Here is a 23,000-nt window from a genome sequence, read left to right as displayed (position 1 = left end):
GGCGCCGCCGCACGCGTCTTATTGCAGCGGGATCTGACCGGTCAGGAATTCGCGCTGACCGACCGCCTGCTTGTCCTCAACCGGACCGCCCTGGCCCGGACCCAGCGGGGCGGAACCGGCGGGGCGACGGTAGCCGACCGGCGGATCGGCGAGCGTGCGGCGCGGCGGCTCCGAGCCATAGGTGAGTTGATCGAGCGCCACCTGATTCTGGCGGCTGGCCAGTTCACGACCGGTGCGGATCGGCGCGATCTGGTTGTTGTAGTTGTTGTGTTCCTCGACGATCTCGGGCCGGCCGGTGTCGCGGGTGGTGCGGCCGCGGCGCAGTTCCTCCTGGCTCAGCATCGGGTTGTTGCGCCAGTTGGGGTTGGAGCCGGCGGGCGCGCGGGCGGCGGCGGCATCGGCGCGGCGGGCGGCGACGTCGGGATCGTTCGGCCAGGCGGCGTTGCGGGTGCTGGCGGATTCCTGCGGCCGCGGCAGGGTCGAATTCGGCGGAACGACCAGCGGCGGCCGCTGGCGATACTCGATGTCGTCACCCGGACGGCCGCCGACGACGCCTTCCAGCAGGTTCTTGAAGAGCATGCCTTCCTGGGCGAGCGCGGGCTGGCCCGCCAAAGCGAGGCCGCCGGCCAGCAGCAGATGCGTCACGCGGATGCGATGCGCCATGTCAAACCTCCCTCGGGGATATTGCTTCCCCGTCTCAAACCGCACGCGAACGGCAAAACGATGGCGGAGCCGGGTTCAAGCCGCGTTTTCGGCCGCCGGCCGGAAGGACTCATACAGCAGCCCGACCACCCCGACAACGATCGCGGCATCGGCGATGTTGAAGATGTACCAGCTGAAGCTGCCCCAATGCAGGTGAACGAAGTCGACGACCGCGCCATAGACCCCACGGTCGAGCCCGTTGCCGAGCGCGCCGCCGACGATGAGAGCAAGGCTCGCGACCGTCAGCGGGCGCTGCTCGCGCCACATCCAGCGGCCGAGCCAGATCGCGGCCGCGATCGAGATCACGACGAGACCCCAGCGGCCGAGATCGCTGTGCTGCTGGAACAGCCCGTAGGAAATGCCGCGGTTCCAGGCGAGCACGATGTCCATGAAGGGCGTGACCGCATAGGGCCCCGTTTCCGCCAGGCGCAGCCCGAAGAGCAGCCAGAGCTTCAGCGCCTGGTCGACGAGGAAGACGACCAAGACGATGGAAAGGCCGAGCCGGCGGGCGGGCGTCACGCGGCGCTCCGGCCGAGTTCGCGCAGCGCCTTGGCGTCGCGCGGCGTCACGGCGGGATAGGCCGGATCGGCCGTCGCGGGATCGAAATACTTCCAGGAGCGCGCGCATTTGACGCCATCGGCGCGATGCGGGACCACCGCGACGCCCGGCACCTCGGGCAGGCGGACGGCCTCCGCCGGCCCCTCCCCGCTCTCGACGCGGATGGCCGAGGTGATGCTGATCTCGGCGAGATCGGCGCCCGAGAGCGCAGCCAGCAGATCGGGATCGGAGACGAAGACCTGCGGGGCGGCCTCCAGCGAAGAGCCGAGACGCTTGGCCGCACGCTCGAGTTCGAGCGCACCGGTGACGACGCGGCGGACCTTGCGGATCTTGCTCCAGCGCTCGGCCAGTTCGGCATCGAGCCAGGCCTCGGGCACGCTGGCGAAGAGCTCCAGATGGACCGAGCCTTCGAGCGTCTTCTGCTCCGGATAGCGCTCCAGCCAGGCTTCCTCGGCGGTGAAGACCAGGATCGGCGCGAGCCAGGTCGTCAAGCAGCGGAAGAGATGGTCGACGACGGTGAGCGCGCTCTTGCGGACATGGCTGGAGAGCGGGTCGCAATAGAGCGCGTCCTTGCGGACGTCGAAATAGAAGGCCGAGAGCTCGGTGTTCATGAACTGCGAGAGCAGCGTCACGACCTTCTTGTAGTCGTAGGTGCGGTAGGCCTCCTCGACCTGCGGGCCGATCTCGGCCAGCCGGTGCAGCATCAGCCGCTCCAGCTCCGGCATGGTCTGAACCTCGGCCACACGGATGTCCTCGCTGAAATGGGCGAGCGTGCCGAGCATCCAGCGCATCGTGTTGCGGAGCTTGCGATAGGTCTCGACGAAGGTCTTGAGGATCTCCTTGCCGATGCGCAGATCGTCGGAATAGTCCGCCGCCGCGACCCAGAGGCGCAGGATGTCGGCGCCCGAATCCTTGATGATGTCCTGCGGGGCGGTGACGTTGCCCTTCGACTTCGACATCTTCTCGCCCTTCTCGTCGAGGCAGAAGCCGTGCGTCAGCACGATGTCGTAGGGCGCGCGGCCACGCGTGCCGCAGCTTTCCAGCAGCGAGGAGTGGAACCAGCCGCGATGCTGGTCCGAGCCTTCGAGATACATGACGCGGTCATTGCCGCCATCGCCGCGACGGCGGGCGCGCAGATCGGCGCGCTTCTCCAGCGTGAAGGCATGGGTCGAGCCTGAATCGAACCAGACGTCGAGCACGTCGGTGACGCGCTCGTAGTTCGCCGGGTCGTAGCCGAAGGGCTTGAGGAAACGGGCGCCGTCGGTGTCGGTGAACCAGGCATCTGCCCCTTCCGCCTCGAAGGCCTCGGCGATGGCCGCGTTGACCTTCGCGTCGACCAGTATCTCCTTGCTCTCCTTCTCGACGAAGACGGTGATCGGCACGCCCCAGGCGCGCTGGCGCGAGACCACCCAGTCGGGGCGGTTGGCGATCATGCCATTGATGCGGTTTTCACCCGCTGCGGGAACCCATTGGGTGTCCTTGATCGCGCCGAGGGCGACTTCGCGCAGGGTACGGTTGCCGAGCGTGTCGACCGCTTTGTCCATGGCGATGAACCATTGCGGCGTGTTGCGGAAGATGACCGGCTTCTTCGAGCGCCAGCTATGCGGATACTGGTGCTTCAGGCGGCCGCGCGCGACGAGGTTGCCCGACGCCGCGAGCGCCTTGATGACGACCTCGTTGGCGTTGCCCTTCTCGCCGGTGTCGGTGATGACCTGAGCGCCCTCGAAGCCCGGCGCGTCCTTGGTGAAGCGGCCATCGGCATCGACGGTGTAGGGGATGCGGGTCTCGATGCCGCGCTCGGCGAGCTGGCGGCCGTTGCTCATCCAGACGTCGAAATCCTCGCGGCCATGGCCGGGCGCGGTGTGGACGAAGCCCGTGCCGGCGTCGTCGGTGACATGGTCGCCGTCGAGCAGGGGAACGTCGAAGTCGTAGCCGTGCCCACGGAGGGGGTGGGCGCAGGTGAGGCCGGCGAGCGCGGCCGCCGGGACGTCGGCGACGAGTTCAAAGGCCTCGACCTTCGCTGCCTTGAAGACGCTTTCGGCGAGATTTTTAGCGAGGACATAGGTTGCACCAACCTTGGCCCAGTTGTTCTCGGGCGCAACGGTGACGCGGTAAAGCCCGTAAGCAATCTTATGGTTGAACGAGATCGCGCGGTTGCCGGGCATCGTCCACGGCGTTGTGGTCCAGATGATGACAGATGCGTTTCTTAGTTCCTCAGCGAATTTCCAAATCTTCGGCCACGGCGTCGCCCCCATGTCGCCCGTCATCGGCTGAACAATTGGAAACGCCACGAACACCGTGTCGCTCGTGTGCTCCTCGTATTCGACCTCGGCCTCGGCGAGCGCGGTCTTCTCGACCACCGACCACATCACCGGCTTGGAGCCGCGATAGAGCTGGCCGGTTTCGGCGAACTTCATGATCTCGCGGGCGATCTGCGCCTCGGCCGGATAGGCCATGGTCAGGTAAGGATCGTCCCAGTCGCCCTCGACGCCGAGCCGCTTGAACTCCTCGCGCTGGACCGAGACCCAGTGCTCGGCGAAGCTGCGGCATTCCTTGCGGAACTCGACGACCGGCACGTCGTCCTTGTTCAGCCCCTTGGCGCGGTACTGCTCCTCGATCTTCCACTCGATGGGCAGGCCGTGGCAGTCCCAGCCCGGGACGTAGTTGGAATCGAAGCCCAGCATCTGCTGCGAGCGCGTGACGAGATCCTTCAGGACCTTGTTGAGCGCGTGGCCGATATGGATGTTCCCGTTGGCATAGGGCGGGCCGTCATGCAGGACGAAGCGGTCGCGGCCCTTACCGGCCTCGCGCAGCTTGCGGTAGAGGTCGATCCTGGCCCAGCGCGCCAGCAGTTCCGGCTCGCGCTGCGGCAGGCCGGCCCGCATCGGGAACTCGGTCTGGGGCAGGAACAGCGTCTGGGAATAGTCGGTCGCGTCGGTCTTATCGGCGGTCTGGTCGGTCATGGTCCGGCTCGGGCACTGGGACAGGCGGCGGCGGTGGCCGCGCTCATCCTCTGGAAACGGGAAAAGCGGTCTTCAACCCGGACTGCGCAGGCGCCCGCGCTCAGCGCGAGGCGGCAGCCGGGCCTGTAATTCGCCGGAGAAGGCACATAGGCAGCATGACCATCGGCAGCTTCTAGACCAGATCTCTCGTCGCCGGAACCGCCACCGCGCGTGGTTGAACGTCGTCGCTGCTCTAGCAAAGCCCCGTCAAGGAAGGAAGGGCGGCGTCGTGCTGAGGATCTCGCGGGCGCGGGCGCTATCGGCGTCCATCTGGACGATCAGGGCTTCGAGCGAGTCGAACTTCGCCTCGCCCCGCAGCCAGGCGACGAAGGCGACATCGACCTGCTTGCCGTAAAGATCGCCGGAGAAGTCAAAGACGAACGTCTCCAGCCGTGGGGCGCCGTCGTCGAAGGTCGGCCGGCTGCCGAAGCTTGCGACGCCGTCGTGCCAGATGCCGTCGATCTTCATACGCACCGCGTAGATGCCGTATTTCAGCCGGCAGTCGCGGGCGAGATGCATGTTTGCGGTGGGGTAGCCGAGATCGCGGCCCCGCTTGTCGCCATGGGCCACGACGCCGCGCACGAACCAGGGGCGGCCGAGGAAATCGGCGGCGCGGGCGACGTCGCCCTGCTCCAGCGCCGTTCGGATCAGCGTCGACGAGACGGGCTCGCCGTCGCGGGCGAAGGGCGGCACGACGACGACCGGGATGCCCTTACCCGCGCAACGCTCCTGCAGCATCTCCGGCGCGCCGCGGCGACCCTGGCCGAAATGGAAATCATAGCCGCAGACGAGGCCGGCGGCGCCGAGGCGCCCGAGCAGGAGATCGTCGACGAAGGCTTCGGCCTGGATCGCGGCAATGGTGCGGTCGAAAGGCAGGACGAAGGTCAGCGGCAGCCCCATGGCGCCGAGTAGCTCCGTCTTCAAGGCCGGCGGCGTCAGGCGGAACACCGGCTCCTCCGGACGGAAGACGCTGCGCGGGTGCGGCTCGAAGGTCAGCGCCGCCGGGCGCCGGCCCAGTCGTTCGGCCAATCCGACCGCCTCGCGCGCCAGCTCGGCATGGCCGCGATGGACACCGTCGAAATTGCCGAGCGCGAGGACGCAGCCGCGCAGCGCGGCCGGTACGGGCTTGTCGAGGTCGATCACGAAGCTGGAGGGCGCGTCGGCGGGCGAAGTCATCTGTGCGGGCGATCCGGGCATCCCGGCTTACGCCGGACCGGCCCCTCATTGGCCAGCGGCGGCGAAGCGTCAAGCCGGACCGTCGCCCGATGGCCCTCGGCCGCGTCAGCTCCGCGGGCGCGCGGGCGGCAGGGCGACCCAGGCCTCGCCCTCCAGCACGGCCTTGCCGTCGACGAGGCATTCGCAGAACAGCCGCGCCCGGCGACGCTCCGCCACCAGCTCCATCACCTCGACACGCGCCGTGACGACGTCGCCGATCTTGACGGGGGCGAGAAAGGTCAGGGTCTGCGACAGATAGACCGCTCCCGGCCCCGGCAGCCTTGTGCCGAGCAGGGCGGAAACCAGGCTCGCGGTGAGCATGCCATGAGCGATGCGCTGGCCGAATTTGGTGTTGGCGGCGTAGCGGTCGCAGAGATGGATCGGGTTGGCGTCGCCGGACAGATCGGCGAAGAGCGAGACGTCGCGCTCCATCACCGTCCGCATGAGGCTCTGGCTCATGCCGACCGTCAGATCCTCGAAGGCATGGACGGTATAGAGGGCGCTGGTCATGGGTGTCGGTGCCTGGGCTCGACCGCGGCGCGGGGGTCGCCGGGTCGATTTTTGCTGCGTCGCAGCCTCTCACAGCGGCAAAAACCCGGCCATTGGACTTTCGTGGCTGGTGGCAAAAACGCCATGACCAAGCGTCACTGCGGCATTGGATTAACGGCTTTGAAACACGGCCGCGGTAACGCTGGGTTCACTGACTGCCGCTGCGCTTGCAGCGGCCCGGCGCGGCATGTTCCGCGCCGTCACCGTTTGCTTGGAGCACCGCCATGGCTCTCGATCCGTCCATGCCCATTCTGGTGGTCGACGATTACCAGACGATGGTCCGGATCATCCGCAACCTGTTGAAACAGCTCGGGTTCGAGAATGTCGACGATGCCGCCGACGGCCAGGCGGCCATCGCCAAGATGCGGGACAAGCGCTACGGCCTGGTGATCTCGGACTGGAACATGGAGCCGATGACGGGCTTCGAGCTGCTGCAGCGCGTGCGCGAGGAAGACGCGCTGGCCTCGACGCCTTTCATCATGGTGACGGCGGAATCCCGCACCGAGAACGTCATCGCCGCCAAGAAGGCCGGCGTGAACAACTACATCGTCAAGCCGTTCAACGCGCAGACGCTGCGCTCGAAGATCGAATCCGTCTGCACGGGCTGATCCGCGCACGAGGCGCCAGCCCGCGCCTCACCAGACGAGATGCGGCAGCGCATAGGCAGGGCGATGGCTCTGTCGGCCGAACCAGCCATGGCGCTCGTCCCAGGACGCCTCCATCAGATCCTGCGCGTGGATTCCGGCCAGAACCATGATGCCGGTGATGCCGAAGGCCTGCGCGCCGGCGATGTCGGTGCGGATCGCATCGCCGATGCCGCAGATCCGCTCGCGCGGGATCGACGCGCCGCGCAAGCCGTCGGCGACGGCCAACGCCGCCTCATAGATCGGCGCATGTGGCTTGCCGGCATAGATCGCCCGCCCGCCCATCTCCTCATAGGCGAGCGCAACCGAGCCGGCGCAGGGCACGATCCGGCCACCGCGCTCCACCACGAGATCGGGATTGGCGCAGATCATGTCGAGCCCGCGCGCGGCGAAGCCGGCGAGAAGGCCGGCATAGGTCTCGGCCGTATCGGTCTCGTCGTCGAGCAGGCCGGTGCAAAGCACGTAGCTGGCCTCCTCCGGCGCGACCTCTGGCGCATCGAGCCCCGCGACCAGCGGCTTGTCGCGCTCCGGCCCGAGCCGGAACATCGGCCGGCCCGCGCGCGCGGCAATCAGGCCGCGACAGACATCGCCGGAGGTGACGATGGCATCCCAGGCTGCACGGGGCACACCGAAGCCATCGAGCTGCTGCTCGATCACGGCCGCCGGGCGCGGCGCATTGGTGACAAGGACAACGCTGATCCCGCGTTCGCGCATCGCGACCAGCGCCGAGACGGCCTCGCCAAAGGCGGCAACGCCGTTATGGACCACGCCCCAGACGTCGCAGAGGCAGAGATCGAAACGGCCGGCGATCTCGGAGAAGCCCGACAGCGGCAGGGTCGGCGGGGTGGTGGATGACGGCACGGCGGGTGGCTCCCAGACTCGGTGCCGCCGGCTTTACAGGATCACGCCGCGCCTCGCATCTGCGAAAGGTCGCAGCGGCGCCGATCAAGCCGTGGCGCGGCGCAGGACCGAGCGGAAGGATTGCCGCTCCGGCGGAGCCTCGCGGGTCGCCGCCGGCTGGCCGGGATAGTCCACGACCTCGGCCAAGCGCTGCTCCGGTGCGGGAGCCGGCGACGGGGAAGGCTCGGCAGCGGCGGGTGCGGGCTCGGCCGGCTCGGCGAAGACATCCGGCTTGACCGGGCGCGGCGGCGAGAAGACCGGCCCCTGCCCCATCCCGACGCCGAGGTCGATCATGTCCGCGACCGTCGGGTCGTCGGCGACCTGGTCGGCGACCAGAACGATCGAGGCACGCGCCAGCAGAGCAGAGAGATCGGCCGGCGCAATGTCGGCGGTCTCGCTGTCGACCTGCTCCATCAGAAGAGCGGCCGGCGCCTTGACGAAGCGGATGCCGCGATCGAACAGCGCGACCGGATCGAGCCTGAGATCGACCAACTCATCCAGCGCGAAGCGCACGCCATTGGCCGACATGGCGCCGAGCAGGCCGAGGCTGGTCGGGTCCAGGCCGCGGAACACGCGCTGCGGCATCTCGATGATCAGATGGCCGGTGTGCTCGCGATACTTCTCGAGGATGCGCGACAGCGTCGCCAGCGCCTTGGACGAACTCCAGGTCGCGCCGCTGAAATTGCAGGACACGAAGAGCTCGCCCGGCTTGGAGCCGAGATGACGGGCGATGGCGAGCGCCCGGGTCAGCACCAGCGCATCGAGCGTCGGGCCGAAGCCGCGCTCCTCGATCACCGGGATGAACTCGTGCGGGAGCAGCAGGGTGTGCTCGTCCAGCCGCAGGCGCACCAGCGCCTCGTAGCCCCGCGTGCGGCGCTGCGGCAATTGCACGATCGGCTGCAGATGAACCTCGACGCGCCCTTCGGACAACGCTGCGCCGATGACGGCGGCGCGCTCTGCGGCGGCCCGTTCCTCGGCCTGGCGCGCGGCTTCCGCCCGTTCGGCGGCTTGCGCCTTGAGACGCTCCTGCCGCGCGGCCTCCGGATCGACGACGACGAGCGGCGCGACCCTGGGAGCGGGCGGAGCGACAGCCGTCGACCGCTCATCCGCCGCCGGCGCAGCGGCGCGCGCCTGGACCGCGGCCAGCGCGGCGTCGTGATCGGCCAGAGTCGTGGCGACCTGATGGATCAGATCGCCAAGCAGGCCGACCTCGGCTGTCAGTTCGTTGATGGCGGCTCGCGCCGGTGCCGCGTCGACATCGCGCATCGGCATCTGCTCGACTCTCTTGGAGAGTGCATCGAGGCGGATCGCATTGGTCGCCAGCCGGACCTTGACCTCCCCGACAGCGGCGAGAACCTGCTCGCGCTGCGCTTGGGCTCGCCGTTCGGCCAGCCACATCGAGCCAAGGCCGCCCCCGCCCGCCAGCAACAGGCCGAGCGCGGCCCCCAGCGGAGTCGGCCAGAGCAGCGTCAAGACCGCGCCTGCCGACAGCCCGGTGACGGCGCTGGCGAGAGGATGCAGAGCGTTCGGTCGGAGAGGGGCCAAGGCAGCGGTCGCGCGAGGGGTTGATCGGGAAGAAACGGCGAATCACACCACTGTGACAACACTAGCCGCAGAGCCGCGCGGAGGCGAGCTTTCGGCCGTTTTGGCTGTTGGGAATGCCGGTTTCGCCCAGCGAAGGCAGCCGGCATCGTCAGTGACGGACGACGCCGAGATCCGCGAGAAGTCGGTCGGTGATTTCCGCCCCGAAACCGCGCTTCATCAACCAGACGCGCGGCTCGCGATGAAAGGCTGGGAACTGTTCGCACAGCTCGGCGATGGCGCGGGACCGCTCCTCGGCATCTCCGGTCTGCACGGCGTGGAGCGCGCGTCCCAGCAGGGCAAAGGGGTTTCCGCCACCGGCCAGGAACTCGCCATGTCCACGCGCCACCTGCCGGGCGCCGAGCAGATGCGCGCCCAGCAGAGCGTAGAAATCATAGGAAGCCGGGCGCCCTGCACTCAGCGCGATCGCCTTCTCGAGGAGGGGCAGCCCCTCGGCCGGTCGATTGAGCTGGATGTAGCGCGCGCCCAGCATCGCCATGATGTCGGGGTCGTAGGGGTTGCGTCCCATTGCGGCGCGCCCGGCCGCCAGCCCTTCGTTGATGGCGCCGCGCTTGAACAGCGTCGACATCAGCGCCTGATGGGCGCGGGCGCTGGAAGGAGCCAGCCGCACCGCCGTCAGCGCCGCGGCATGGGCACGCTCCAGCGCATCCGGCAACTGGTTGAAGCCAAAGCTTTGCTCGAACACCGACAGCAGCGAGAGCTGGATCCAGGCGGGGTAGAAGGTGGGGTCACGCCGGACGAGGTCCTGAAGACAGTTGCGCGCCGCCAGATGCGCCGCTGCGGTCATCGTCCGCCGCACATCGATCGCCTCATAGATGCAGCTCATCGGACCGGCAGTCCGATTCTGACGAATGTCGGCATGGATGATCCCGAACGGCTCGGCCAGCCGCGTCGCCAGGCGCCGCGCATTTTCGGGAAGGTCCTCGTCATTCGCCCTGAGCACGCGTGTCGACGAAGCGGACCAGATGATGCGCCCGTCCGGCACCGCCCTCAGTCGGCCGAAGCCTTCCGTGCCCGTGGCAACGCTCTGAGCCGACATCTCCAGCACATAGTCGGCCTCCCGTGGCAGCGGCTGCCCCTGGGCCGGCACCTTGATGGTCAGCAGGTCGTCGAAACGGGAGAGCGCATCGACCAGGAAATTCGTAAAGCGGCGGGAGGCTGCAGCGAGTTCGGCATCAGCGAAATCCGGCACCGAGACGACCAGGACGGTCGTCTCGAGCGGCGCCGCTGCGGGTTTGTCGAGCCTGGCAAGCGGCATCTCCCGATCCATGCTCGCCAGCGCCGTGCCGGGCGCATCGACCGAGGCCACCCGATCGGCCGTGCGCGGGCCCAGCAGGCCACCATACCAGGCGACGAGCGAGAGCAGCGCCGCTGTGAGCGCGAGACCAGCCGCCAGCGGCCAGCGCTTCGCCAGACCTCGTTCGAGGGGCCTCTCCGTGATCGGCGCCACCGTCGGGGGCTCGTCGCCCCGATCATCCGTTGCGCTTTCGCTGCGATGCGCCTGCCCTGCGTCGGTCTGCGCCGGCTCGACGCGCTCGAAGGCCGGGACATAGGCGCCGACGGGAATGGTGATTCGCACCGGATCCGCGGCGCCCTCGCCGGCATAGTACTGCGCCAGTGCCCGACGCAGGCGGCCGGCCTCGACGCGCACGATGGGGTCAGATTGCGGGTCGAAATCCGGCGAGCGGCCGAAGGCTTCGACTGCGATGGTGTAACCCTTCAGCTCGCCGCCGCGGCCTGCCACGGCGCGATCGACGATGAAGGCGAGGAAGGCCGAGAGCTGCGGCGCCGCGCGGAAGGCATCCGACGCGAGGATCCGCGCGAGCCCGGCGCGGATGTCCGCGAGGGGCTCGTGATCGAGCGTTTCCGAGCCTGCGCCTGATACGTCCATGGGGGTCCGGTTCAGTTTACGCCCCTTGTTCGGAGTACAGCAAAAGCGACGCTGGGTCACCCCATTCGCGACGCGACCCGCCGTTGCGGCGCCGCAGGGATGCCCTGTCCCGCATGCGATTTACAGCCTGGATCGTGCTGTTAGGTTGAGTGATTGTTAAACACAGGATCCGCCCGATGACCGCAGCCTCTTCCCCGATCGCTAACCCCAACGATCTCGAGGCCTTCTGGATGCCGTTTACGGCAAACCGGGCCTTCAAGCAGCGGCCGCGCATGATCTCCCGGGCGGAGGGCATGTATTATTACACCCCCGAGGGCAAGCCGGTGATGGACGGCACGGCGGGTCTCTGGTGCTGCAATGCCGGCCACAAGCGCCGGCCGATCATCGAGGCGATCCAGGCCCAGGCCGAGGAACTGGATTTCGCCCCGAACTTCCAGTTCGGCCATCCCAAGGTCTTCGCGGCGGCCGCGCGCATCGCGGCGCTGGCCCCGGGCGATCTCGATCATGTCTTCTTCGCCGGCTCCGGCTCGGAAGCCGCCGACACGGCACTGAAGATCGCGATCGCCTACTGGAACGTCACCGGCAAGGGCTCCAAGACCCGCCTGATCGGGCGCGAGCGCGGCTATCACGGCGTCGGATTCGGCGGCATCTCGGTCGGCGGCATCGTCTCCAACCGCAAGTTCTTCGGCTCGCTGCTGGCGGGCGCCGACCACCTGCCCGCGACCTATGACCGCGAGAAGCAGCGCTTCACCAAGGGCGAGCCGGAGTATGGCGCGCATTTCGCCGACGAACTGGAGCGGATCGTCACGCTGCACGACGCCTCGACCATCGCGGCCGTGATGGTCGAGCCGATGGCGGGCTCGACCGGCGTGCTGCCGCCGCCCAAGGGCTATCTCCAGCGCCTGCGCGAGATCTGCACGAAGCACGGCATTCTGCTGATCTTCGACGAGGTCATCTCCGGCTTCGGGCGGCTCGGCTTCGCCTTCGCGGCCGAGCGCTACGGCGTCGTCCCCGATATGATCACCTTCGCCAAGGGCGTGACCTCGGGCACCGTGCCGATGGGCGGCGTGATCGTGCGCAAGCCGATCTTCGACGCCTTCATGAACGGCCCGGACAACGCGATCGAGCTGTTCCACGGCTACACCTATTCGGGTCACCCGCTGGCGGCGGCGGCCTCGCTGGCGACGCTCGACATCTATCGCGACGAGGGGCTGTTCGAGCGGGCGAAGACTCTGGAGCCGCTCTGGGCCGATGCCATCATGGAGCTGAAGGAAGAGCCCAACGTGCTGGACATCCGCACGCTCGGGCTCGTCGCCGGCATCGACCTCGCCTCGCGGCCGGAGGGCGTCGGCAAGCGCGCCTATGCCGCGATGGAGCATGCGTTCCATGAGGAGGGCCTGATGATCCGCGTCACCGGCGACACCATCGCCCTGACCCCGCCACTGATCGTGACCGAAGACCAGATCGGCGAGATCGTCGAGAAGACGAGGCGCGTGATCAGGGCCGTGGCGGGGTAAGCCAGCGTCAGCACCCTCGCGCTGTCACGTCATGGTCGGGCTTGTCCCGACCATCCACGTCTTCCGTCGGCAAGACCTGTGTTCAAAACGTGGATGCTCGGTACAGGGCCGAGCATGACGCGCAAGGCGTGGTGTCCGTTAGGCTGCCCTACCCCCGCCCCAGTTTCCCATACCGCGCGATCACCCGCTCGCGCTTCAGCCGCGAGAGGCGCTGGAGCCAGAAGATGCCGTCGAGCTGGTCGATCTCGTGCTGGTGGCAGGTGGCGAGGAAGCCTTCGGCCTGCGCCTCATGGGCGGTGCCGTCGAGATCGCGCCAACCCACGCGGATTTTCGCGGGCCGCTCGACCTCTTCGGTAACGCCCGGCATCGAGACGCTGCCTTCGGTGGCGCGGCTCGTCTCCGTCGAGGCCCAGAGGATCTGCGGATTGGCGTAGGTCCGCACCTCGCCGGGCGTCAGCTCCAGCACGACGACCCGCAGTGGCACGCCTATATGAGGCGCGGTGATGCCGACGCCGGGCGCGGCGCGCATCGTCTCCAGCAGATCGGCGGCGAGCTGCCGCAGCTCGCTGTCGAAGCGCTCGACCGGCTCCGCGACCGCGCGCAGGCGCGGATCGGGGAAGCGGAGGATCGGCCGGATCGCCAAGGCCGCCTCAGGCGGCGACTTTGGCCGCCGCTGCGCCGTAATAGCTCTCGCCGGTCTTGGCCATGCGCTTGAGCTGCCGGTTGGGCCTGAAGCGCTCGCCATGCTTCTTCGCCAGGCTCTCGCAGAGCTTCACGAAGGCGGCCGCACCCATATTGTCGATGAAGGAGAGCGTGCCGCCCGAATAGGGCGCGAAGCCGAAGCCGATGATCGAGCCGACATCGGCCTCGCGCGGATCGGTGACGACGCCCTCCTCATAGGTGCGGGCCGCCTCCAGCGCCTGCGTGACCAGAAGGCGGTGCTGCAGCTCCTGCATGTCGACCTGTTCCGGCGCCAGACGCTTGCCGACCAGATCGGCCAGCCCCGGCCAGAGGCGCTTGGGCCCGGCTTCCGGATAGTCGTAGAAGCCCTTGCGGTTCTTGCGGCCGAGACGTCCGTTCTTCTCGACCATGTCGGAGAGCAGCTTCTCCTGCGCTGGATCGACGGCGCCCTCGCCGAGCTGGGCCTTCGTCGCCTTCAGCACCTTGAAGGCGAGATCGACCGCGACCTCGTCATTGAGCGAGAGCGGGCCGACCGGCATGCCGGCCTGCTTGCCGGCCGCCTCGATCATCGCGGGCGGCACGCCCTCCATCAGCATGAGATGGCCTTCGCGCAGATAATTGCCGACGCAGCGATTGGCGTAGAAGCCGCGCGTGTCGTTGACGACGATCGGCGTCTTCTTGATGGCGCGGACGAAGTCGAGCGCCATGGCGAGCGCCTTCTTGCCGGTCTTTTTGGCCATGATGACCTCGACCAGCAGCATCTTCTCGACCGGCGAGAAGAAATGGATGCCGATGAAGTTCTGCGGCCGCAGGGAGTGCGACGCGAGACCGGTAATGGGCAAAGTGGAGGTGTTGGAGCCGAAGATGGTCTTCGGCCCGACGGCGGCTTCGACCTTGGCGATGACCTCGGCCTTGACCTTGGGATCCTCGAAGACGGCCTCGACGACGAGGTCGCAGCCCTTCAGCGCCGCGTAATCGGCGGTCGCGGTGATGCGGGAGAGCAGCGCGTCGCGGTCGGCGGTCTTGGCGCGGCCCTTCATGATCTGGTCGGAGACCAGCTTGTGCGAATAGGCCTTGCCCTTGTCGGCCGCCTCCTGGTCGCGGTCGACCAGCACGACCTCAAGGCCGGCCTGGGCCGTGACATAGGCGATGCCGGCGCCCATGAAGCCGGCGCCGACGACGCCGACCTTCTTCAGCTTGCTCGGCGGGAGATCGGCCGGGCGGCGCGCGCCCTTGTTGAGCTCCTGCATCGAGACGAAGAGCGAGCGGATCATCGAGGCCGCCTCCTTCGTCCGCAGGATCTTGGCGAAGTAGCGGCTCTCGACCTTCAGCCCGAGATCGATCGGCAACTGCAGGCCCTCATAAACCGCGGAGAGGATGGCGCGGGCGGCCGGGTAGTTGTCGTTGGTCTCGCGGCGATAGATCGCGTTGGCGGGCGGCCAGATCTGCATGCCGGCCGGCGAATAAACCTTGTTGGAGGGCAGCTTGAACTTCGGATCGTCCCAAGGCGCCTTCGCCTGCGGGTTGGCCTTGAGCCACTCCTTGGCGTTGGCCACGAGCTGATCGCGCGGGACGACGGCATGAACCAGGCCGGTGTTGCGGGCCGGCAGCGCCTTCACCTGCTCGCCCTTGAACATCATCTGCAGGGCGTCGCCGGTCTGCATCAGCCGGGCGACACGCTGGGTGCCGCCGGCGCCGGGGAAGAGCCCGACCTTGATCTCCGGCAGACCGACGCGGGTCGAGGCATCGTCGGAGACGACGCGATACTGGCAGGCGAGCGCGAGTTCGAAGGCGCCGCCGAGGCAGACGCCGTGAATCGCGGCGGCGAAGGGTTTCCCGCAGGTCTCGAGCTTGCGGTAGAGCAGCGAGAGCTTGCGGCTCTCGTCGAAGAAGGACTGCATCGCGACGGGCTCGCCCTTCTCCTTGGCGAGACGGATGTAGAGGTCGCGCAGGCCCTGCAGCATGGTCAGGTCGGCGCCGCCGGAGAAGGCCTCCTTGCCGGAGGTGATGACGCAGCCCTTGATCGCCTCGGTCGAGGCAACCGTGTCGATGATCTGGTCGATCTCGGCCATCAGCTCGGGCGTGATGACGTTCATCGAGCGGCCCGGCATGTCCCAGGTCGCGGTGGCGATGCCGTCGGAATCGGTCTCGAAGCGGAAATTGGTGAGGTTCATGGCGGCTCTCCTCAAACCCGTTCGATAATGGTGGCGACGCCCATGCCGGCGGCGACGCAGAGCGTCACCAGAGCGGTGTTCTTGTCCGTGCGCTCCAGCTCGTCGAGCACGGTGCCCAGGATCATCGCCCCTGTCGCGCCGAGGGGGTGGCCCATGGCGATGGCGCCGCCATTCACGTTCAGGATGGCATCGTCGATGTCGAAGGCCTGCTGGAAGCGCAGCACGACCGAGGAGAAGGCCTCGTTCAGCTCGAAGAGGTCGATGTCCTTCGTCGTCATGCCGGCCTTGCGCAGCACGAGCTCGGTGACGTCGACCGGGCCGGTCAGCATCAACGCGAGGTCCGAGCCGATGGTGGCGAAGGCGCGGATGCGAGCGCGGGGCTTCAGGCCGGCCGCCTTGCCGCCCTTCTTCGAGCCGACGAGCACAGCGGCGGCGCCATCGACGATGCCCGAGGAGTTGCCGGCGTGGTGGACGTGGTTGACGAACTCGACATCCGGGTGCGCCGCGGTCGCGACCGCGTCGAAGCCGCCCATCTCGCCCATCTGGACGAAGGAGGCCTTCAGCGCGGCGAGCGCCTGCATGTCGGTGCCGGGGCGGATCGTCTCGTCGCGGGCGAGGATGGTCAGCCCGTTGACGTCGGTGACCGGCACGACCGAATTCGCGAAGCGCCCGGCCTCCCAGGCGGCGTGGGCGCGCTTGTGCGAGCGCACGGCATAGGCGTCGACATCGTCACGCGAGAAGCCGTATTTCGTCGCGATCAGATCGGCCGAGATGCCCTGCGGCATGAAGTAGGTGTCGATGGCGACCGAGGGGTCGACCGCGATGCCGAAGCCCGAGGCGCCCATGCCGACGCGGCTCATGCTCTCGACGCCGCCGCCGATCGCCAGTTCCTTCTGGCCCGACATCACCTGTGCCGCAGCGAGGTTCACCGCATCCAGCCCCGAGGCGCAGAAGCGGTTGATTTGGATGCCCGGCACCTCCTTGCCGTAGCCGGCCTTGAGCGCGACCGTGCGGGCGATGTCGGCGCCGGCCTCGCCGACGGGATCGACGCAGCCGAAGACCACGTCCTCGACGAGCTTGGTGTCGAGCTCGTTGCGGTCGCGGAGCGCGCGCAGCGTCGTCGTGCCGAGCTCGATCGCGGTGACCTCGTGCAGCGAGCCGTCGGCCTTGCCCTTGCCGCGCGGCGTGCGGACATGGTCGTAGATGAATGCGTCTGCCATCAGGGGCCTCCCGGGCTGGCCGCAGCGAGGCGGCTCGTTCTCGTGCCGGACGTCATGGTCGGGCTTGACCCGACCATCTCGTCATCCAGCGGGGTGTGCAAGGTCTTCGAGAGATGGTCGGGCCAAGCCCGACCATGACGCGCGATGCTCAGAACTGCTCGGCGCTCAGCGCCATCGTCGCATCGGCGCCGCTGGTGATCCGCGCCAGATGCGCCGCCGTCTCGGGCATGCTGCGCTCCATGAAGAAGCGGGCTGTGACGAGCTTGGTGTTCATGCGCTCGGTCGCGCCATTGGCGCCGGCCTTGAGCTTGTCCTGCGCGACCTTGGCCATCTTGGCCCACATGTAGCCGAGCGAGACGAGGCCGAGCAGGTGCATGTAGTCGGTCGCGCCGGCGCCGGCATTGTCCGGCTTGGCGAGCGCGTTGTTCATGAACCACATCGTCGCCTGCTGGAGATGGCCGAGCGAGGCGGCGAGCGGCGCGAGCAGGGGCTTCAGCGCCTCGTCCTCGCCGTTCTCCTTCAGGAAGCCGCCGACCTCGTTGAAGAAGGCCATGATGGCGCGGCCGCCGTCGCGGCCGAGCTTGCGGCCGACGAGGTCCATCGCCTGCACGCCATTGGCGCCCTCGTAGATCATGGCGATGCGGGCATCGCGGACGAACTGCTCCATGCCCCATTCGGCGATGTAGCCATGGCCGCCGAACATCTGCTGGGCCTTCACCGTGTTGTCGAAGCCGACATCGGTGAGCACGCCCTTCAGCACCGGGGTCATCAGGCCGAGTTGGTCGTCGGCGGCCTGCCGCTCGGCGGCGTCGCCCGAACGGTGGGCGATGTCCGATTTCAGCGCGTTCCAGAGCACGAAGGCGCGCGCCGCCTCGTTGAAGGCCTTGATCGACATCAGCGTGCGGCGGACGTCGGGGTGGACGATGATCGGGTCGGCGGCCTTGTCGGGATTCTTGGCGCCGGTCAGCGAGCGGCCCTGGATACGGTCCTTCGCATAGGCGACGGCGTTCTGATAGGCGACCTCGGACTGTGCCAGGCCCTGGATCGCGACGCCGAGACGCGCCTCGTTCATCATCACGAACATGGCGTTGAGGCCCTTGTTCTCGGCCCCGACGAGCCAGCCCTTCGCCCCGTCATAGTTCATGACGCAGGTGGCGTTGCCGTGAATGCCCATCTTGTGCTCGATCGAGCCGCAGGACACGCCATTGTTGGCACCGACCGAGCCGTCCGGGCCGATCTGGTTGCGCGGCACCACGAAGAGCGAGATGCCCTTGGTGCCGGCGGGCGCACCCTCGATGCGGGCGAGCACGAGGTGGATGATGTTCTCGGTGATGTCCTGCTCGCCGGCCGAGATGAAGATCTTGGTGCCGGTGATGGCGTAGGAGCCGTCGCCGTTGGGGACCGCCTTGGTCTTGATCAGGCCGAGATCGGTGCCGCAATGCGGCTCGGTCAGGTTCATCGTGCCCGACCACACGCCCTCGATCATCTTCGGCAGATAGGTGCGCTTCTGCTCGTCCGAGCCGTGGACGTTGAGCGCCGCGATCGCGCCCATGGTCAGGCCCGGATACATGGCGAACGCCATGTTCGCCGAAGAGGCGAACTCGTTCATGACGGCGCCCAGCGTGTAGGGCAGGCCCTGGCCGCCATACTCCGGATCCATGGCGAGGCCGATCCAGCCGCCCTGGGCATAGGCCTCGTGAGCGGCCTTGAAGCCCTTCGGCGTGGTGACGCGGCCGTCGGTGTGGCGGGTGCAGCCCTCCTGGTCGCCGGAATGGTTCAGCGGCTGGAGCACCTCCTCGCAGAGCTTGGCGCCCTCGCCGAGGACCGCCTCGACGACGTCGGGCGTCGCATCGGCGAAGCCCGGCAGGTTGTTGTAGCGCTCGATGGCGAAGACGTCGTTCAGCAGAAACAGGGTGTCTTCGACGGGTGCCTTGTAGACCGGCATGGCGTTCCTCCCTCGCGTCGGCCGGGCGTCTGCGACAGCGACGCTCCGTGATAGTTCACATCTAAACTATCTAGCTACGCTTGGCAAGGAAGCTCGCGCGTTCGTGCTCGCAGGACAAAGGCGGGAGGCCCGGAAAGACGAACGCCCCGGCCGCTGGCCGGGGCGTCGATGACGGGTATCGCTGTTCACAACATCCGGCGGGCGGAGCCGACCGGCGTCGCAAGGCCCAGGGCGGAGCTCAAGCCTTGGCGAAGCGGGCAGCGGACGCTTCCAGCTCGGCGATGGCGTCGTCGATCTCGGATCGCTGAGTCCGCAGCAGCTCGAGCTGCTCGAGGACCTGCTCGCGGCTGAGCTGGAGGCCGCCGACGGAGGCGGCGCCACCCTCGGCGCCCTTCTTGTCCTCATTGGCCAGCATGGCGCGGATCTCGACCAGCGTGAAACCAAGCTGCTTGCCCTTCAGGATCAGGGCGAGGCGGGCGCGATCGCGGCTGGAATAGATGCGCGTCATGCCCGAGCGGGCCGGCGCGATCAGACCGCGTGATTCGTAGAAGCGCAGCGTGCGCAGCGTTACGCCGAAATCGCGGGCGAGATCGCTGATGGTGAAGCCGCCGGAAGCATCGGCGTCGTTCTGAGCGGGATCGGCACGGCCGTTATCGATCGAGGCGGCCGCCAGAGCGGAGCTTTGGCGAGACATCGGGTTCAATCCTTGAATGCGGAAAATAGGTCGCCATGAGAATCAGGCGATCTTGGGATGGCCCCTTCTACGACAAACCCTCTCCTAGCGTCAGGTAATGTGACCCTTACCTGAGGTAAGTTACCGTTAGCCGAAGCCCGGGGCCGGCTTGCGTCCCCTGCCGTTCGGGAAAAATTAACCCTTGGGGTCGGAATCTTAACCCGCTGTTTACCACGTCGACCAAAAGCTCGCGCTTGCAGATCGGCGTCCTGCCTGTGGCAACCTATTCTTCAGGTGTCGACGATCCGCAGGAAGCCGCGGCGTTCAGGGGCCTGCGTCTTCCGGTCTGGTTCGGAAGCCCCGAAGGCGAGCGTCAACATGGCCACCAGCCTGCCCTGGAGCGTCAAGGGCGTCGATCCCCGCACGCGCGATGCCGCCAAGGCCGCCGCTCGGCGCGCCGGAATGACGCTGGGCGAATGGCTGGACCACAAGCTGCGCGAGGAAGCCGCACCCGAGCCGGCCCCGCCACCGGAGCAGCTCGACATCGCCGCCCTCTCCGAACGCCTGGCGCGGCTCTCCCAGGGCCAGATGGATACCGCGCCGCAACCGGCCGCCCCGATCTCCCGAGACGACCCGTCCCGTCGGGACATCGACACGGTCCTCGCCCAGGCGGCGCAGATCGAAAAGCTGACCCGCGAATCGAGCGCCAAGACCGCCGGCGCTCTGGATTCGATCGCCCGTTGGATCGAGACCGCCGAGCAGCGGATGAGCTCGGGCGAGCGCGCTGCCGCCGAGCGTCAGGACCGCGCGACCAGCGTCATCGCCGATGCGATCAAGACCATGGGCGAGCGCCTCGCCGAGATCGAGCGCCGCACGGTCGAGGCCGCGCGTACGCCGGCCCGCAGCGAAGCGGCCCCGCGTCTGGCCTTCAGCCGTGACGGCCTCGCCGCCGCCGTCACTGACATCCGCACCCGCCAGCGCGTGCTGGACGAGGAAGACGGCTCCGCTCTTCGCGCCCCCTCCGCCGCAGCGGAAAGCCGCATCTCCGCCCTGCGGCAGGATCTCCGCGACCTCAGCGCCCGCATTGCGCCGGCGGCAGCCCGCACGGAACGCCCGTTGGCACCGGTCCGCCCGGCCCCGCCCGCCCGCGACCCACAGATCGACCAGATCGAAGGCCGGATCGCGGAGCTCGGCGCCAAGCTCGACCGGCTCGACACGCGCGACCGGCTCGAGCCCATCCTGAAGCCGCTGGCGCGGATCGAATCCGAGGTCGCGCGACTGGCGCATGACCGTTCCGGCGAGAGCTTCCAGCGCTTCGAGCTCGAGATCGCCCATCTCGCTGCCAAGGTCGATGCGCTGACGGCGCGCGGCGGCGACCGCACGATGCTGGTGCCGCTCCAGCGCGACATTGCCGAGCTGCGCGACATTCTGGCCAGCAGCGGCAACGAGGCGCGGCTGGGCGAGCTGTCGCAGCAGGTCGGAGCGCTTTCGCTCGAAATCGGCCGGATGCGCGACAGCCGACCGGACGGTCGCGAGTTGCACGGCCTGACGGCGGCCATCGACGACATCCGCGACGCCATTCTCTCCGACCGCAGCCAGTCCCGTCTCCAGGATCTCGAGCCTCTGGCGGCGCTATCCCGGCAGATCGAGACGCTGGCCGGAAAGCTCGACACGCGCTCCGACCGCCAGATCGAGGACCGGATCGACGCGCTGCAGGCCCGGATCGAGCAGCTGGCCGAGAAGGGCCCCACTGCTGTCACGCGCCAGATCGAGGCGCTGGCCGGGCGCATCGAAAATCTCGCAGCCTCCAGCAGTCTTGCGCATCTCGTCAGCGACGGCCAGCCGGTCCAGGTCACCCAGGTCGACCTGCGCCCGGTCGAGGAGATGCTGCGCAATCTCGCCGAGAAGATCGACGAGGCCGGGCGTCCCGGCGCCGACACCGGCGCCTTCGATGCGCTGGAGCGCCAGATCTCCGGCCTCGCGCAGCGCCTCGACGCCGCTGCTGCGACGCGTTCGGCCGAGACCGGCATGGAGCGCACGCTGCAGGATCTCGTGCTGCATCTTCGCTCGCTGCGCGAGGAAACCACGGAAGCCGCCGAACGCGCCGCCCGCGCCGCTATGTCGGACCATCTCGGCAAGGCGCCGCAGGCCAGCGGCCTGTCGGAGCTGAGCACGCTGCTCTCAGGCCTGCACGCGACGCAAGCCTCGACCGGCCGCGAGACGCAGGACGCCATCGGCGCGGTCCACCAGACGCTCGAGACCATCATCTCCCGGCTCTCCAGCCTCGAGGCGGAGCTGGTCGCGGACCGGCAGGCCGCCGCGGCCGCACCCCCGGCCGCCCCCGCCGGCATCAGCCTGGCGCTGGAGGACCGCATCGCTGCGCCCGAGCGCGCCCCCGCCGCCAAGGCCGAACCGGCCGCCGCCGCGACGGCACAGCTCAATGCGGCGCTGGACGTGCCGCTCGAGCCCGGCTCCGGACGGCCGCGGGCCGAGGCGCCGGCCGGCGCGACTGCCGACGCACAGTCGATTCGCCAGAACCTGATCGCCGCAGCGAGGCGCTCCGCCAAGGCAGCGACGGAGGCCGCCGCCACCGCGCCGGCGGCTGCCCCGGAGACGGCGAAGGGCGGCAACCGCATCAAGGAGATGCTGGAGAAGCGCAAGCGCCCGCTCCTGCTCGGTCTCGCCGCGCTGGTGCTGGCGCTCGGCACCGCGCATCTCGTCAGCGGCGCGCTGAAGGGTCCGCGCACCGCCGCGACCGGCGAAGCCGTCCAGAGCCCGATCGCGCCGCGCGAGGAGGCCCCGGCCCTGCCTCCGCCGGCAAAGGACCAGTCTTCCGCGCTGCAGCCCGGCACCGCCGCGCCGCAGGCGAGCACCCTGGCCGCGATCCCCGCCGGTGCTCCCCCCGCCGCCGAGGTCACCGGCTCGACCACGCAGCCCCCGGCTCCGCCGCTGGCGGCCCCCGTCGCCGCTCCGCCGGCGGCGAATGCCGAGGCGGTGCAGCCCGTGACCGGCCTGGGCGAGTTGCCCCCCGGACTGGGCGGGCCGGGGCTGCGCAAGGCAGCGCTCGATGGCGACGCCCGCGCCGTCTACGAACTCGCCAGCCGCGCCGCCGACGGCCCGGCCGCCACGCGCGATCCGAAGCTCGCCATGCGACTGTTCGAGCGCGCCGCCGTAGCCGGTCTTGCCCCGGCGCAGTTCCGCCTCGGCAACATGTTCGAGAAGGGCATCGGCACAGCGCGCGACCTGTCGCTGGCCCGCGTCTGGTACACGCGCGCCGCCGAGCGCGGCAACGCCAAGGCGATGCACAATCTTGCCGTGCTCCATGCCGAGGGCGTCTCGGGCAAGCCGGATTATGCCTCGGCCACGGACTGGTTCCGCCGCGCGGCCGAGCACGGCGTGCGCGACAGCCAGTACAACCTTGCCGTCCTGCTCGGCCGCGGGCTCGGCGCGCCGACCGACCTCGCCCAGTCCTATCTCTGGTTCGCGGTCGCGGCCAGCCAGGGCGACGACGACGCGACGCGCAAGCGCGACGAGGTCGCCCAGCGCCTGAGCCCGACCGATCTCGCCGCCGCCAAGGCCGAGGCCGCCGCCTGGAAGCCGCGCCAGGCCAGCGCCGCCGCCAACGAGGTGACGCCGCCCGCGCGCGGCTGGGAAGCCGCGCCGACCGCCACGGCGCCGAAGCCGGCCAAGCCCGCCCGCATCTGAGCTCGAGGCGAGCGGCCGGAGG

Annotated in this window: 16 protein-coding genes; 3 read left to right on the top strand and 13 right to left on the bottom strand. The window is 68.7% G+C overall.

Going from position 1 to position 23,000, the window contains the following annotated elements; all coding sequences use genetic code 11:
- Positions 1 to 18 precede the first annotated feature (18 nt).
- The 5 genes from ACFPN9_RS04025 to ACFPN9_RS04005 form a co-directional block, all read right to left on the bottom strand.
- Positions 19 to 663, bottom strand: coding sequence for a hypothetical protein (locus ACFPN9_RS04025; protein ID WP_066720974.1), 645 nt, complete (start codon positions 661 to 663; stop codon positions 19 to 21).
- A 75-nt stretch (positions 664 to 738) separates the two neighbouring features.
- On the bottom strand, positions 739 to 1,221 hold the full coding sequence (lspA, locus tag ACFPN9_RS04020; protein WP_066720972.1) for a signal peptidase II: 483 nt from the start codon (positions 1,219 to 1,221) through the stop codon (positions 739 to 741).
- Entirely contained in the window at positions 1,218 to 4,223 is a 3,006-nt protein-coding gene (gene ileS, locus ACFPN9_RS04015; protein WP_066720970.1) for an isoleucine--tRNA ligase, read from the bottom strand. Before ileS ends, lspA begins: the two co-directional genes overlap by 4 nt.
- 246 nt (positions 4,224 to 4,469) lie before the next feature.
- Positions 4,470 to 5,438 carry a bifunctional riboflavin kinase/FAD synthetase gene (locus ACFPN9_RS04010; protein WP_066720967.1) on the bottom strand — a complete coding sequence of 323 codons (969 nt, stop codon included), beginning with the start codon at positions 5,436 to 5,438 and terminating at the stop codon, positions 4,470 to 4,472.
- A gap of 105 nt (positions 5,439 to 5,543) precedes the next feature.
- Positions 5,544 to 5,987, bottom strand: coding sequence for a MaoC family dehydratase (locus ACFPN9_RS04005; RefSeq protein ID WP_066720964.1), 444 nt, complete (start codon positions 5,985 to 5,987; stop codon positions 5,544 to 5,546).
- Between the two features lie 263 nt (positions 5,988 to 6,250).
- Here ACFPN9_RS04005 and ACFPN9_RS04000 point away from each other — a divergent pair, with 263 nt between their 5' ends.
- Positions 6,251 to 6,634 carry a response regulator gene (locus tag ACFPN9_RS04000; protein WP_066720961.1) on the top strand — a complete coding sequence of 128 codons (384 nt, stop codon included), beginning with the start codon at positions 6,251 to 6,253 and terminating at the stop codon, positions 6,632 to 6,634.
- Positions 6,635 to 6,661: 27 nt separating this feature from the next.
- Here ACFPN9_RS04000 and ACFPN9_RS03995 read toward each other — a convergent pair whose 3' ends face one another.
- The 3 genes from ACFPN9_RS03995 to ACFPN9_RS03985 all read right to left on the bottom strand — a co-directional run bounded on the left by ACFPN9_RS03995 (position 6,662) and on the right by ACFPN9_RS03985 (position 11,063).
- On the bottom strand, positions 6,662 to 7,531 hold the full coding sequence (locus ACFPN9_RS03995) for a TIGR01459 family HAD-type hydrolase (RefSeq protein ID WP_066720958.1): 870 nt from the start codon (positions 7,529 to 7,531) through the stop codon (positions 6,662 to 6,664).
- Positions 7,532 to 7,615: 84 nt separating this feature from the next.
- Positions 7,616 to 9,115 carry an EAL domain-containing protein gene (locus tag ACFPN9_RS03990; RefSeq protein ID WP_066720955.1) on the bottom strand — a complete coding sequence of 500 codons (1,500 nt, stop codon included), beginning with the start codon at positions 9,113 to 9,115 and terminating at the stop codon, positions 7,616 to 7,618.
- A gap of 148 nt (positions 9,116 to 9,263) precedes the next feature.
- Entirely contained in the window at positions 9,264 to 11,063 is a 1,800-nt protein-coding gene (locus tag ACFPN9_RS03985; protein WP_066720952.1) for a tetratricopeptide repeat protein, read from the bottom strand.
- A 176-nt stretch (positions 11,064 to 11,239) separates the two neighbouring features.
- Here ACFPN9_RS03985 and aptA point away from each other — a divergent pair, with 176 nt between their 5' ends.
- Positions 11,240 to 12,580, top strand: coding sequence for an omega-aminotransferase AptA (aptA, locus tag ACFPN9_RS03980; RefSeq protein WP_066720949.1), 1,341 nt, complete (start codon positions 11,240 to 11,242; stop codon positions 12,578 to 12,580).
- Positions 12,581 to 12,728: 148 nt separating this feature from the next.
- On the opposite strand, the gene ACFPN9_RS03975 is transcribed toward aptA, so the two are convergent.
- The 5 genes from ACFPN9_RS03975 to ACFPN9_RS03955 form a co-directional block, all read right to left on the bottom strand.
- Positions 12,729 to 13,223, bottom strand: a complete 495-nt coding sequence (locus ACFPN9_RS03975) for a peptide deformylase (RefSeq protein WP_066720946.1) — start codon at positions 13,221 to 13,223, stop codon at positions 12,729 to 12,731.
- Between the two features lie 7 nt (positions 13,224 to 13,230).
- The gene (locus tag ACFPN9_RS03970) at positions 13,231 to 15,435 is read right to left on the bottom strand and encodes an FAD-dependent oxidoreductase (protein WP_066720944.1); all 2,205 of its coding nucleotides are present in this window, start codon (positions 15,433 to 15,435) and stop codon (positions 13,231 to 13,233) included.
- Between the two features lie 11 nt (positions 15,436 to 15,446).
- The gene (locus tag ACFPN9_RS03965) at positions 15,447 to 16,655 is read right to left on the bottom strand and encodes an acetyl-CoA C-acetyltransferase (RefSeq protein ID WP_066720942.1); all 1,209 of its coding nucleotides are present in this window, start codon (positions 16,653 to 16,655) and stop codon (positions 15,447 to 15,449) included.
- 148 nt (positions 16,656 to 16,803) lie between these two features.
- Entirely contained in the window at positions 16,804 to 18,600 is a 1,797-nt protein-coding gene (locus tag ACFPN9_RS03960; protein ID WP_066720940.1) for an acyl-CoA dehydrogenase C-terminal domain-containing protein, read from the bottom strand.
- A 238-nt stretch (positions 18,601 to 18,838) separates the two neighbouring features.
- Positions 18,839 to 19,294 carry a MerR family transcriptional regulator gene (locus tag ACFPN9_RS03955; protein ID WP_066720938.1) on the bottom strand — a complete coding sequence of 152 codons (456 nt, stop codon included), beginning with the start codon at positions 19,292 to 19,294 and terminating at the stop codon, positions 18,839 to 18,841.
- A 357-nt stretch (positions 19,295 to 19,651) separates the two neighbouring features.
- Here ACFPN9_RS03955 and ACFPN9_RS03950 point away from each other — a divergent pair, with 357 nt between their 5' ends.
- A complete protein-coding gene (locus ACFPN9_RS03950) occupies positions 19,652 to 22,978 on the top strand; it encodes a hypothetical protein (RefSeq protein ID WP_377815409.1) in 3,327 nt (1,108 codons plus the stop codon).
- The last annotated feature ends 22 nt before the right edge of the window (positions 22,979 to 23,000 follow it).

It is taken from the genome of Allobosea massiliensis, assembly GCF_042655245.1.
Classification (GTDB): domain Bacteria; phylum Pseudomonadota; class Alphaproteobacteria; order Rhizobiales; family Beijerinckiaceae; genus Allobosea; species Allobosea massiliensis.
Note: the sequence above shows the minus strand (reverse complement) of the source record. Positions and strands in the feature narration are given on the sequence as shown.